The organism is Candidatus Neomarinimicrobiota bacterium, assembly GCA_022560655.1.
Taxonomy (GTDB): domain Bacteria; phylum Fidelibacterota; class Marinisomatia; order SCGC-AAA003-L08; family TS1B11; genus JADFSS01.
Genome location: JADFSS010000062.1, coordinates 1 through 13,474, shown reverse-complemented (window position 1 = coordinate 13,474; position 13,474 = coordinate 1). Strand labels below are relative to the sequence as shown.

Below are 13,474 nucleotides of genomic sequence, written 5' to 3'. Positions count from 1 at the left end.
GGTCGGACATGATGGGACGCTTGTCCTTGCCGGACCGCTGCTCGGGGGCGCGGGAGAGCTGCGACAGGGCCACGATGACGATATCGAGCTCCTTGGCCAGGCCCTTCAGCGAGCGGGTCATTTCGGAAATCTCCTGCTGGCGGTTCTCGGACCGTCCATGCCCCGACAGCAGCTGCAGGTAGTCGATGATGGCCATTTCGATGCCATAGTCAGCCTTGAGACGTCTGATACGCGAGCGCAGTTCCAGGATATTCAGACCGGGCGTGTCATCAATATAGATGGGTAGCTCCGACAGAGCCCCCGCAGCTCGGGATAATTTAGGCCAGTCCTGCTTGCCCAGCCGCCCCCGGCGGAGCCGGTGAGAGTCGATCTTGGCTTCGGCCGTCAAAAGACGAAGCGCCACCTGGAACTCCGACATTTCCAGACTGAAAATACCTACTTTGTGGCCAAATTTCTTGGCCGTATTGCGGGCCACGGCCAACGCGAACGCCGTCTTGCCCATGGACGGACGCCCGGCCACAATAACCAGGTCGGACCGCTGGAAGCCGTCGGTCATTTCGTCCAGGTCTTCAAATCCTGAGGGCAGGCCGAGGTACGCTCCCTTACGGTCATGATGCTGCTTGTCAATTCGCGTCATGGTATTGTGCATGATCGGTTCAATAGCGACCGATTTCACGCCACTCGCCCGGCGCTGCAGGTCAAAGAGGCGGTGCTCGGCATCATCCAGCAGCTCATTGGGCTCCGATTCGCCCTGGTAAGCCTCGGAGACCAGGGCGTTGCCGGCCCCAATGATTTCCCGCAGCACGTGCTTTTCCCGCACGATATCGGCGTAGTGCTCAACGTTGGCGGCCGACGGCAGGCCTTCGGCCAGGCCGGTGAGGTAGTAGGCGCCGCCCACCCCGTCCAAGGCGCCCTGCTTGTTCAGATGATTGGAAAGGGTCAGTGTGTCCACCGGATCACCCCGGGTCTGCAGTTCCAGCATGGCGTCATAAATGCGATTGTGGGCTTCCTTGTAAAATGAATTGGGCGACAGGAAGGGTATGACGCGGTCCAGGGCCTTGGAAGCTAGCAGTATAGCGCCCAGAACCGCCTGCTCGGCTTCCAGGTTCTGGGGCGGTAAGCGCAGCTCGCCGTTGGAATCGCCGGCCTTGACCTTTTTGGCACTCATGCCGCTAGCTGCACTCATCGCCGCACAAGGCTAGCCCAGTCCCACGGGAGCATTGGCGAGCTCACGATAGCGGTCCCGAATAGCCTGGAAGTCCTCCCACGCGGCGGCCTTGAGGCTGGGGTTGCGCAGCAGCGCGGCGGTGTGATAGGTCACCCGCAGCTCCACCCCCTCGTAGGAGTAAATCTGTTTGCGCATGTTTTTCAATGTGTCTTCCAGTCCCAAAAGGTGTCGGGCCGCCACCCGGCCCAGGGCGACGATCAATTTGGGCTGGATAATCTGCAGCTGCCGCTTCAGGTAGGGCAGACATTCGGCCACCTCGGCCGTGAGGGGGTCCCTGTTATTGGGCGGACGGCACTTGAGAATGTTGCAGATGTAGACCTCTTCACGGGTGAGCCCGATGGCCCCCAGAATCCGGTCGAGCAGCTGCCCCGCCCGGCCCACAAACGGCTCCCCCCGGCGGTCTTCCTCGACACCGGGGGCCTCACCCACCAGGACCAGGTCCGCAGCCGGATTACCCACGCCAAAGACAAACTTTGTCCGGGTGGCCCCCAGGGGACAGTTCTGGCACTGGCAGATAGCCTCTTCGAACTGTGCCAAGGTGGAGCCATCGCCACCCGGCGGGGTTGGTCGTGGCTGCGGCCCGGCGGTCACCGGTTTGTCGAGGAAAAGCCGGTCTCCAAAGAGTAGGCTGTGACGTTGGAGATAACGGGCGGCGGCATCGGCACCGGGGGGCGCGGCCAGGGGCGGGCGGCTCATTTTTCGGGCGTGGTCGCCTCGTCGTCGTCAGGGGTCGTATAGCGCCACGTCAGGCGGTCATCCATGAAGTCGCCCATGGCCAGCGTGATGGCCTTGTCCAGCTCCTCATAGTCTTCGTCAATCTCATCCATCATGGGATAATCGTCTTCGTACTCATCGATCTCATAGTCCACGCGCTCTGCAGCCCGCCGGCCATTGATCTGCCCGGCACGCTGACCGGCCACGACAACCGCCTCAAATATGTCCGGGACACGCTTTAGAATTTCCTGGAAGGACAAGGTCTCTACTTTCATATTTTCTCCCTGATGATTGTTTCAATTTCTTTGACCGCCCGCTCGAGGTCATCGTTGACCACCACGTGGTCATAACTGTCTTTGTAGCCCATCTCTTCGGCCATCCGCGAGAGTCGCTTCTGGATGCTGGCCTCGTTTTCGGTGCCCCGTTGCCGCAGCCGCTGAAGATGGGATTCCTCATCGGGCGGCACGACAAAAATGGCCACGGTGTCTTTTGGGTACTCCCGCTTTATGTTTACCCCGCCCCTGACATCGACGTCCAGGAGCAGCGGATGTCCAGCTTCCTGGGCCTTCTGCAATGACGCGCGAAGGGTCCCGTAGCGATACCCATGCACCTCCTCCCACTCCACAAACAAGCCGTCGGCCAGGTAGGCGTCGAACTCCTCGTCAGAGATGAAGGTATAGTCCGAGCCGTTGACCTCGTTGGAGCGCCTGGGGCGGGTGGTGGCCGACACCGAAAAACGCCAATCAGGGTGCGCCGCCTGCAGCAATCGGCAAATGGTGGTCTTCCCAACTCCCGATGGCGCACTAATGACCACCAGCGAACCGGCACTCATATGATGTTTAGCACCTGCTCGCGCATTTTCTCCAATTCGCTCTTGATCCGAACAACGGCGTGCCGAATGTCGATATGATCGGTTTTCGAGCCCAGGGTGTTGATCTCGCGCCCCATCTCCTGGAGCAGGAAGCCCAACCGCTTGCCGGTGTGGTCGTCATCATCGGCGTAGTCCTGGAAGAGCTCCATGTGACTCCTCAGCCGGGTACATTCCTCCGCAATATCGCGCTTGTCAGCCAGCATGGCCACCTCCTGCAGGAGCCGCGACTCGTCCAAGGCGACCTTCCCCAACAGTTCACTCAGCCGGACTTTCAGCCGTTCCAAGTCGCCCGCCCGATGTTCGGCTGTCTGCGCCTCAATGGCCTCCACCTCGGCGCGGATAAGCTCCAGTCGTGCCTTGAGGTCGGCAGCCAGGTTGGCCCCTTCTTTCCGCCGCATCCCATTGACCTGGTCCAGAGCCGTCTGCAGACCCTCCCCCAGCAGCTCTTTGAGCAGGTCGTCGCGCTCGACCTGGTCCACGGCGATGATGTCGCTCACCGATGCAAAATGTGACAGGGAGGGTCCCTGTTCCAATCCCAGTTCCTCCTGAATTTGACGGTACAGATCGTAGTACTGCTGCAACCGTGCGCGATTCAGCTTCAGGGCCGGCTCCGCGTTGTCGCTGAGCGTGATCGCCACGGTGAGATTGACCTTTCCGCGGCCCAAGGCTGCCTGGAGCTGCTCGCGCAGCTGGATCTCCTGGTTTTGAATCGCTCTGGGCAGCCTGGCAGACATGTCAAAATAGCGGCTGTTGAGACATTGGATATCCGTTGTCAGGGTTACGCCCTCTCGGCTGACCTGGCTTTGGCCATATCCGGTCATGCTGATAATCACTAACCAGCCCTAAAATTTGCCATCGAAACTACTACGATTCGATCCGATAAGCAATGAATCATAACAGGATAACCCCTTAAGATAGTTACAGATAGGCCATCGTAGCAGTTCTGGCCCTTCGCGTTTCGCTCGTTGACGCTAGCCGGCCTCAAGGAGCTCACGCAGTGTCTCCAGAAACAGCGTCACGGAGAGCTGGTGGGTCGGTTGGAATACGCCGGCCCGAGTGTTGCCCACATAGGCATAATCCAGGCTGAAAGCTGAAAAAGTGAGTCCGGCGCCCAGGGTCAGGGGAAACAGCGTGGCGCTGCCGGCCCGCAGCCGCAGGTTGTCATTAATGGCCAGTTCGCCGCCCGTCCGCATGAGCACACTGGCCGGCCCCAGGGCAAAGGCCTGCTCCAGACGCAGACCATCAAAGCGGGTGGTGAGCTCGCCCTCCAGGGCGAGGTGCCATTGCACAATGGGGAGGGTCAGCTGCCAGCCCAGGCCGGCGGTAGCCCGTGGTGCGGTGGTGGCCCAGCGGCCAGTGCTCCAGTAGACCTGGGTGGTGGTGATATCCTGCAACATGAGGCCCAACGACAGGGCCGGGCTGAGATCGCGCCGAATGCCCAGGTCGAAACCCAAGCCCAAACCCAATTCATCCGCCAGCCAGTTGCCCAACAGTTTGACATTCACACCCCAGCCCCAGCCAGGTTGATGGCGCCGGGCCACCGACAGCAGGACGCCCCACTCACGCTGATCAAAGTAGCGGATCTTATCAGGATCCAGGCGCTCGTTATCGTCCAGCACCCCATCGTCGTTCAGGTCAAGAAGGGCCTCCCGGGTGTCGGGAATGTCGTTCACGCCCCGACGCACGAGACCCACTTGCACCGCCAGCTCGGAGGTTCCCCGCAGATTGATGGCCAGGAGGTCGGCGCTGACGATGCCACCGAACTGCTCGCGATGGGCCAGCATGATACTGGGCTGGCTGACCAGGGCCAGCTGGGCAGGATTGTAAAAGCCGGTGGCGGCCTCGTGGCTGCGGGCCACCCCCACACCGGCCATGGCCACGCTCTGGGCATCGCCTGGAAACTCGAACAGCTCGCCTCCGTACTTGTCCTGGGCCGCCAGCCACGGCGGCACGGCCCACAGGAGCATCAAAAGCCAATGCCGCAAAGCGATCACAGGCCGTGTTTGGTTTTCATCTTGTCCAGCAAGTTCAGGGCTTCGATGGGGCTCAGGGAGTCGATATCGATAGCTTTAAAGTCGGAGCTGAGAGCTTGTTCCTGGGCGCTGAAAATATCCATCTGGGTGCGCTCCACGGCTTGGACCTTGATGGCGGCGGGCCCCTGATCCCGGTCGCTCAGGGTGGCCAGAATCTCCCCCGCACGCTCGATGACCTTGGGCGGCAGACCGGCCATCCTGGCCACGTGAATACCGTAGCTGCGGTCGGTCCCGCCAGGCACAATCTTACGCAGGAACACCACCTCATGTCCATGCTCGCGAACGGCAACGTTGAAATTTTTTACTCTGGGCAGCGCCTCGGCCAGGGCAACCAGCTCATGGTAGTGGGTGGCAAACAGGGTCTTGGCGGCCACCCGGGCGTGCTGGTGGAGGTACTCAATGACCGCCCAGGCAATGGCGAGACCGTCGTAGGTGGAGGTGCCCCGGCCGATCTCATCCAGCAGAATCAGGCTGCGGGGGGTGGCGTTGTGCAGGATGCGGGCCGTTTCCACCATCTCCACGAGGAAGGTGCTCTCGCCACCGGCCAGGTTGTCGCTGGCGCCCACCCTGGTGAAAAGGCGGTCCACCACGCCCAGCCGGGCCGCTGAGGCGGGGACGAAGGAGCCCATCTGGGCCATCACCACCAGCAGCCCCACCTGCCGCAGGAAGGTGCTTTTGCCGGCCATGTTGGGACCCGTGAGCAGGTGGATCTGGCTATCCGCGGGATTCATCTCCAGGTCGTTGGGTGTAAAGGCCTCGCCCAGGGGCAGCAGCGTCTCCACCACCGGATGGCGGGCCGCTTCAAGACTCAGCAGCGGCTCGTCAAGGAGCTCGGGCCGCACATATTTCTGCCGCTCCGCCACCTCAGCCAGGGCGGCGCCGATGTCCAGCATGGCCATGATGCGGGCGTTCTCCAACACCGCTCGTGCCTGCAGTAGCACGGCCTGCTGAAGCGACTCGAACAGCTCCCGTTCCAGCGCCTGAATGCGGTCCTCCGCCGTAAGGACTTGCTCCTCGTACTCCTTCAACTCCGGCGTGATATAGCGCTCGGCGTTCACCAGGGTCTGCTTGCGGATGTAGTTTTCGGGCACCTTGTCCTGGTGGGTCCGGGTGACTTCGAGGTAGTAGCCGAACACCTTGTTGTAGCCCACCTTCAGGCTGGGGATGCCGGTACGTTCGCGCTCCTCGTGCTGCAGGTTGGCAATCCACGATTTGCCGCTGCCGGCCAGCTGGCGGAGCTCGTCAAGTTCGGCATGGTAGCCCTCGCGGATGGTGTGACCCTTGGCGATATTGACGGGCGGCTCCGCCACCAGCGCCGTGCGGACAAGTGTCACCAGCTCGGTCGTATCGTGCAGCCGCTGGACCAGACGTAACAACGCGGGGTGCCCGGCTTCGGTAAACAACAGCGCCACGCCCGTAAGAATCTCAAGGCTGGCCGCCAGGTTAGCCAGGTCGCGGGGTGACGCCCGGCGGGCGGAGACACGCCCCAGAATGCGCTCCACGTCGCTGCTGCCCTTGAGCAGTTCGGTCACCTCCTTGCGGGCTGCGCCATCGGCCTCCAGTTCCGCCACGCGGTCCAGGCGCTCGATGATGGCCGGGCGGTCCTGGAGGGGGGCCTTGAGCCACTGCTTGAGCAACCGGGCTCCCGGTGCGGTGTGGGTGCGGTCCAGGACGGAGATGAGGGTGCCGTGGGTGCCCTGGGTGGACAGCGAGTGGAACAGCTCCAGGTTGCGGACGGTGAAGGGGTCCAGCCCCATGAAGCGCTGATCCTGGATGGCCGTGAGGCTGGCGATGTGGGCTTTGGGGCCGGGGCTGTTCTGATACAGGTAGTGCAGCACGGCGCCCGCCGCCGACACGCCCAAGGGGTGCTCCTCCACTCCGAAACCCTTCAGCGAGGCGGTGCCAAAGTGCCGGGTGAGCTCATCGGTGGCGTTGTCGTGCTCGGCGATCCAGTCCTGGTAGGTGGTGATCAAGGCGGCGGTGTTGCCCAGCAGGGCCAACACCTGTTCCTGCTGTCCCTCGGCCAATAGAATTTCCGTGGGCTCGGAACGGTGGACACTGTCGCTCAGGCGGGCCAGGGGCAGTTCCTCCAGGGTAAACTCGCCCGTTGAATTGTCCAGCAGTGCCAGACCGGCACGCTCGCCGGCCAGGTAGACCCCGGCCAGATAGTTGTTCTCGCCGCGCTGCAGGTAGCGCTCGGCCAGGGCGGTGCCCGGCGTCACCACCTCCACCACCTCCCGCTTGACCAGCCCCTTGGCCTCCTTGGGGTCCTCCACCTGCTCACAGATAGCCACGCGGTAACCTGCGGTGAGGAGCTTGTGGAGGTAAGCGTCCAGGGCGTGATAGGGGAATCCGGCCAGGGGGATATCGCTGGCGGGGCCCGGGCCGGCGGCGCGGCCCTTGTTGGAGCGCTTGGTGAGGGCAATACCCAACACCTGGGCCGCGATCTTGGCGTCCTCCTCGAAAGTCTCATAGAAGTCGCCCATGCGGAACAGCAACAGGGCATCGGGGTGGGCCCGCTTGGCCTCCCGGTACTGGCGCATGAGGGGGGTGGTTGCGGCGGTGGGCTTAGTTAGGGTGCTGGCTTTAGCCACGGGGGAAGATCATTCTCACGATCGGCAGCCGACCCGGTAATGTGTGCGCGCTCAAAACGTTTGGCCTGGCCTGCGGCTATTCAATCGACACACTCAACAGAAGATAAGAATCACGGTAATCACGGCAGCAATGTAGATCGCCGTTCACATCTTGCCATTTTACGCCGGTGACGTTTATCTCTCGTTTTATCAGACCCCCTGCCCCTACATAGTCGATGGCCTCAATGTCCGTATCCCACTCCCCGTCAGAATTAAAGTCCCAGAGCCACCTGACGGTGAAACACTCAAATGTACCGGCTGGCACCGTCAACTCGACCTGCCCTTCAATCACCTTGTCCATCCGGAAAGGATTGTGGTCTTCGCGGTAGGTCCAAGTGGTGCCCACATCAGGCGGGTAGGGAATCACCCTAGGGGGCGGATCCTCGTAATAAATCGAATCGGAAGCTGTCCGCGCACCGCCCAGGATGTCCAGCTGCAGCCAGGCGGATAACGCTCTCAGGGTAGCGAATTTCCGGCCTCTGAACACATAGCTTGCCGATGGCATCATATCCGGTGATTCCTTCGGCAGGGCAATGGTGCCGCCACCCAGGTAGCCAATTAAGTAGAGTCCATTACTCTCCTGACGGTAGTAGGAAGCACCCTGGCTTGTGTCGAGTCCATCTTCGGTCTCGAAGTACGCAATCCCGTTGAGCTCGTAGGCGGGGAATCCGTCGCGCAACAACACCTCTCCCATCACAGTAACCAAAGCCTCGGCGGATATGGACCGACTCGAGTCGATATTTCCGGGATTAAGGGTATCGGCATAAGAAATCATGACTGTATTTCGCTCATAGTGCCACCGATTGCCCTCATGGAGCGGATAGGAGTAAGGCTCGGGCGGCGTGTCCTCCCGGCAGCTGACAGACAGCAACAACAAGGTAACGAGCGGTCCTAGCCGCCGAAGATTCAGAATTTTCCCCCTACCCATCGGGCTGCACCCGCTTGTCGCCCACCCTTACCGTGTGGCCCTGCTGGTCGAGATACTCCAGCAGTGGCACGGCGAATTTGCGGGTGGTGCCCGTCAGAGCCTTCAGATCGGCCACGGTAAGCTCGCGCTGCTCCCGGAAGTGCTCCTGAACGCCCGTGATAAGCCGCTGCGTGGCATCGGGGTGCAGCACCATGCGCCGGCTGATCCGCACCAGTTTGCCCCGGTCTTCGGCCAAGGCCACCAGCGTGCGCAGCTGCTCCGCGGGCGCTTCCAGACGGGTGGCCAGCTCCTCCAGGTATTCGGTGGCAAAGCCTTGGTCCTTCACCGTAGCCACCAGTCGGTCCAGCAGACCCGTATCGTCATCAGTGAGCTGAATGGAAAAGCCCGGCAGGCGCCAGGTCTCGCCTTCCACCGCCAGCTCGCTGCGCGCCACCATTTCCCTGAGCCACTGCTCCAGAAAGCGCTCCTCGCTCCGCACCTGCTGGCGGATGTGCTCCCGGTTGGCTCCCTTGCTGTAGGGCTGGGCCTGGTGATGGGACGCCACCGCAGCAAGTATCTCCCTGGTGAGGTCTGCGGCTTGCTGGGGCATGAGCAGCCAGGGGTCTTCGCTGCGGCCCAGGGTCACCAGGTCACCGGGCAGCAAACCCCGTAGGATCTCAGGGGAGTGGCTCCGCCTGTAGACCAACGTTTGAAGTGTAAAGGGCCGCGCCCCGGCGCTGGCGATGAGTACGGGCAGGCGCTGCTCGTCCTCGACCGTGGACAGGGCGTTGAGCCACCGCTTGCGCTCCTTCCAGCGCGGGGGCAGTTCCACATCCAGAACGGTGCCGCCACCGATGGTGGCCACCGGCGAGAAACTCCGCAGGATGAAGCGGTCGCCGACGGTCACGGGTGCCACCCCCCGCAGGTTCAGGATGGCGCCTGCCGCGCTGCCCGGCTGCAGCTTACCGCCACCCGGAAATTTGATCTGCGCCATCACTTCAGCCGTACCCACGTTGATACGCACAGGGTGGTTGTGGGGCAGGGGCGGGGCGTCATCCAGCAGGGTAAGGGTCACCGCCAGCGCGCGGGTGGTGGCCACATAGCCGGGCGTAGCCAGCTGCTCGCCCCGGGAGAGATCGGTCGTGGAGAGGTTGCCAATATTGAGGGCCGCCCGGTCCCCCAGGGCAACACCTTCCACATCGGCCCCGTGGCTCTGGATGCCCCGCAGTTTCACCGCCCGCCGGCCAGGCACCAGTTCCAGCAGGTCCCCCATTTTGACGGCGCCACTGGTGACGGTGCCGGTAACCACGGTGCCAAAACCCTTCAGGCTGAAGACCCGGTCAACGGGCAGGCGGAAAAAGCCCCGGTCCACCCACTGGGGCACCGCTTCAGCCGCCTCCAGCAGGGTCTGGCGCAGCACCTCCACGCCGTCGCCGGTGGCGGCGGAGACCCGCGCAACCGGGCTGCCCTGGTAGGGCGTTCCCGCCAGCAGCATTCCGATGTCGGCTTCCACCAGCCCGAGCCAGTCGGCCTCCACCAGGTCGGTTTTGGTCACGGCGACGCAGATACGCGGGACGCCCAGGAAGCGGAGAATCTGGAGGTGCTCCCGGGTCTGCGGCATCACCCCGTCATCGGCTGCAACCACCAGCAGCCCGAGGTGGATACCGGCGACCCCGCGCACCATGTTCCTGATAAACCGGTCGTGCCCCGGCACGTCTACCAGCGTGATATTTTCAGTGAGGAAGGCGAAGCCGATATCGATGGTCATGCCCCGGCGCTTTTCCTCGGGCTGGGTATCGGTGTCCACCCCGGTGAGGGCCTGCACCAGCATGGTCTTGCCGTGGTCAATGTGGCCGGCCAGGCCGATGACTACCTGTCCGATGGCAAAACCTCCTCCAGGGACGCGGCCAGAAGGTCGTTCTGCTCCCAGGGAATGGCTTTCAGATCAATATAGTATTGCCCCCGGCGCACGTAGCCCACCACCGGCCGGCTGGCAAGGCGCAACCGCCGGGCAAGTTCGCCCGGGCTGGTCTCCTGGCGGGTGATTGCCAGGGCTACGCTGGGAATGTCCACCTGGGGCAGGGATCCGCTCCCGGCCTCCACGGTGCTGTCCACCACCTGGAGGCTGCCCCCAGCGCGGCACTCATCCGACAGGCGGCCCAGCAATTCCTCGGCCTGGGAGCGTAGTTCGGCCCGGTTGCGGTTCAGCAGGCGCAGCGCCAGATTGTCGCGGCCGAAGGTGTCGGCGTCGGCATAGGTCCGCAGCGTCTGCTCAAGCAACGCCAGCGTAACCTTGTCGCAACGCAGGGCGCGGTACAGCGGGTTCTTGCGCAGCCGCCGAAGCCATTTCTCGCGGCCCAGCACGATCCCCGCTTGGGGGCCGCCCAACAGTTTGTCGCCGCTGAAGGATACCAGGTCAGCGCCAGCCTTAAGTATCGTGCCGATGCTGGGCTCTCCCGGGAGACCGGCAATGGGAGTTTCCGTCAGGCTGCCACTGCCCAGGTCCACCAGCAGGGGGAGTTTTTTCTGCTTGGTGAGCGCGGCCAGCTCGGTGATGGGCACGGCCTTGGTGAAGCCCTCGACCCGGTAGTTGCTGGTGTGCACGTAGAGCACCGCACCGGTGTTTTGGGTGAGCGCCTGCTTGTAGTCGGACAGGTGGGTACGGTTGGTGGTACCCACCTCAACCAGTATGGCCTGGGCCTTGGCAATAACATCGGGCATGCGGAAAGAACCGCCGATCTCCACCTGCTGCCCCCGGCTCACAACCACCTCCTTGCCATCGGCAACCGAGTTCAGCATAAGCAGCACGGCGGCGGCATTGTTGTTCACTACGACGGCCCCTTCGGCTGGGGTGAGCGCTTTGAAGAAGCCGTCCACCAGGGCCAGCCGCTGGCCCCGCTTGCCCGAGGCCAGGTCCAGCTCCAGAGTGGCGTAGCCGCCGAGGGAGCAGAAGGCACGGTCCAGGACGGCATTGCTCAGCGGCGCCCGCCCCAGGCCGGTATGCAGGACCACACCCGTACCGTTGAGGACCGGGGCCAGCCGAGGCCTGGCGAGTGCCTGCAGCTCTCGGTGCACGCCGGCCTTCACCGTGACAGCCGGATTCGTGAGCACGTCGCCGGACCGGATTTGCTCCCGCACAGCCGACAACACACCACGGATGGCGGCGCGCGCTTGGGGATGGGCTATGCGGTAGTTTTCAGGGGGATATGCAGTGAGCAGGTCATCGACGGAAGGGAGGGACTGGAGAGCCGCACGGACTCCCGGGGCCGGCTCAGCCATTCCGCGGGCGGAGGCCGTTATCAGACCTCGGCATGCTCTTCAGGGAATTCGACGATTTCGCCCGGTTTCTTATCCCACAGCTGATGGTTGATAAAGAGCTCCACGATGTCCTTGTCGAACTCACCATGCTCGGCGCCACTCAGGAGAATCTGCTTCGACTTCTCGGGTGGGATGGGGGGCTTGTAGGGCCGATCCTGTGCCGTGAGGGCATCCCAGACATCGGCAATGCACATCATCTTTGCCGGCAGGGGAATTTCGTCGCCGGACAACCCCTTCGGATAGCCTTTGCCGTTGGGCCATTCGTGGTGGCTGCCGGCATACAGGGGGACGTTGGCGAGTTTATCGGTGAAGGGCAGTTTGCGCAGCAGCTTGTCGGTAGCCACCACGTGGTACTGGATGGTCTTCCGCTCTTCATCGGTGAGGTTGCCCTTGACCACCGAGAAGTTCAACAGTTCTTCTTCGGTGAGGTAGGGTTGCTCATGGCCCTCCCCATCAATAAAGGTCTTGGCGGCAATGCCGTCCAGCTGCTCCTTCTTTTCAGGGGCCAGAAAGCCCGGCTTGTTCACCCACAATATGAATTCGTGGTCCTCCTCCAAAGCCTGCAACTCAGCGGCCAGCTGTTCATCCTGATAGTCCTGGGCGTGGCCGTTGGTGCTGTTGCGCAGCTGTGCCCGGAGAATCGCCAGCTCCTTGATCTTCTGCAGGCGATCGAGCACCACGGTGTACTTGGCGCCGTCCAGCTTGTTCCGCTTTTCGAGCACATCCTCGGGGACGCCGATCTTGCCCACGTCGTGCATGATCCCGGCAATCCAGATCTCCTCCAGCTGGTCGTCCGAGTAGTGCAGGTCGGCAAAGGGGCCGCTGGTCTGGAGGTTAATATCCTCGGCGATGCGGCGGCTGAGCTTGGCCACCCGGCTGGAGTGGCCGGCTGTGTGGGGCGAGCGGGCATCGATGGCCTTGACCGTGTAGTGCACCACCGATTTGAACAGATTCTCGATGTCCTTGATGAGCTGTGCGTTGTTAATGGCGACGGCCGCCTGGCTGGCAAGCGAACGCACCATGGCCTCATACTTCTCGTCGAAGGGTATGCGCTCCCCTTCGGGAGACAGGGCGTTGATGAGCTGCAGCACGCCGAGCACCTTGTCGGTGTGGTCGGTCATGGGTATGACCAGCATGGACTGGGTGCGGTACCCGGTGAGCTCGTCGTACTTCTTGGGGCCGGTAAAGTCAAAGCCCTCGGCCTCGTAGACATCGGGGATGTTCACCACCTCCTTGGACAGTGCCACGTGCGCGGACACGTTCGCGAAGTTTGGCTGCCCGTCGATCTTCAAGGGGACCGGGGGAACCGTGATCTTCACATCGGTGGTGCCGCCGGCATAATAGCCGGTGGACTCGGTTTGCATGATCTCGAAGGTGAGGACCTGCTTCTTCTGGTGCACGCGATAGAGGGTCCCGGCGTCGCAATGGGTGAAGCTGCGCCCCTCGGTGACGATGGTCTCCAGCAGCCGGTTGAGGTTCTTTTCACTGGAGAGGGCGATGCCGATATCGTTGAGCCTGGACATATCAGATTCCAGGGTGGCCAGACGGGTGGCCAAATCCGGGGAATTACCGTCGGGCGGATGCGGATCAGCAGAAGGCGCCATAGCTACGATAATATAGACTGCGTCTCACCGGGAATCAATGGAAACCGAGCTGCGACTCCGATAGAGCAGCAGGCCCACCAGCGCAGCCGGCAGCAACAGCAGGCCCATGACCAGGAATATGGCGGCCGTGTCCCAGCGGTCGGCGATGGTGCCGGCCAGTGTTGAG

12 protein-coding genes are annotated in these 13,474 nt (G+C 62.6%); all 12 read right to left on the bottom strand.

Going from position 1 to position 13,474, the window contains the following annotated elements:
• Positions 1-1,168 (bottom strand): replicative DNA helicase (gene dnaB / locus IH971_09005; GenBank protein ID MCH7497977.1); only part of this gene is annotated, 1,168 nt, incomplete at its 3' end.
• Positions 1,169-1,198: 30 nt separating this feature from the next.
• On the bottom strand, positions 1,199-1,924 hold the full coding sequence (locus IH971_09000) for a uracil-DNA glycosylase (protein ID MCH7497976.1): 726 nt from the start codon (positions 1,922-1,924) through the stop codon (positions 1,199-1,201).
• Positions 1,921-2,217 carry a DNA-directed RNA polymerase subunit omega gene (locus IH971_08995; GenBank protein MCH7497975.1) on the bottom strand — a complete coding sequence of 99 codons (297 nt, stop codon included), beginning with the start codon at positions 2,215-2,217 and terminating at the stop codon, positions 1,921-1,923. Before IH971_08995 ends, IH971_09000 begins: the two co-directional genes overlap by 4 nt.
• Positions 2,214-2,774 (bottom strand): guanylate kinase, encoded by a 561-nt coding sequence (gmk, locus tag IH971_08990; GenBank protein ID MCH7497974.1) that lies wholly within the window; start codon positions 2,772-2,774, stop codon positions 2,214-2,216. Before gmk ends, IH971_08995 begins: the two co-directional genes overlap by 4 nt.
• The gene (locus IH971_08985; GenBank protein MCH7497973.1) at positions 2,771-3,634 is read right to left on the bottom strand and encodes a YicC family protein; all 864 of its coding nucleotides are present in this window, start codon (positions 3,632-3,634) and stop codon (positions 2,771-2,773) included. The genes gmk and IH971_08985 overlap by 4 nt, the downstream gene beginning before the upstream one ends.
• A 150-nt stretch (positions 3,635-3,784) precedes the next feature.
• On the bottom strand, positions 3,785-4,780 hold the full coding sequence (locus IH971_08980; GenBank protein MCH7497972.1) for a hypothetical protein: 996 nt from the start codon (positions 4,778-4,780) through the stop codon (positions 3,785-3,787).
• A 23-nt stretch (positions 4,781-4,803) separates the two neighbouring features.
• A complete protein-coding gene (gene mutS / locus IH971_08975) occupies positions 4,804-7,389 on the bottom strand; it encodes a DNA mismatch repair protein MutS (GenBank protein ID MCH7497971.1) in 2,586 nt (861 codons plus the stop codon).
• A 127-nt stretch (positions 7,390-7,516) separates the two neighbouring features.
• Positions 7,517-8,254, bottom strand: coding sequence for a hypothetical protein (locus IH971_08970; GenBank protein ID MCH7497970.1), 738 nt, complete (start codon positions 8,252-8,254; stop codon positions 7,517-7,519).
• 145 nt (positions 8,255-8,399) lie between these two features.
• Complete coding sequence (gene selB, locus IH971_08965; GenBank protein MCH7497969.1) at positions 8,400-10,217, bottom strand: selenocysteine-specific translation elongation factor; 1,818 nt, start codon at positions 10,215-10,217, stop codon at positions 8,400-8,402.
• Between the two features lie 38 nt (positions 10,218-10,255).
• The gene (gene selA / locus IH971_08960) at positions 10,256-11,665 is read right to left on the bottom strand and encodes an L-seryl-tRNA(Sec) selenium transferase (GenBank protein MCH7497968.1); all 1,410 of its coding nucleotides are present in this window, start codon (positions 11,663-11,665) and stop codon (positions 10,256-10,258) included.
• Positions 11,666-11,685: 20 nt separating this feature from the next.
• Positions 11,686-13,260, bottom strand: coding sequence for a GAF domain-containing protein (locus IH971_08955; GenBank protein ID MCH7497967.1), 1,575 nt, complete (start codon positions 13,258-13,260; stop codon positions 11,686-11,688).
• A 72-nt stretch (positions 13,261-13,332) separates the two neighbouring features.
• A partial coding sequence (locus IH971_08950) for a hypothetical protein (protein ID MCH7497966.1) occupies positions 13,333-13,474 on the bottom strand: 142 nt, incomplete at its 5' end.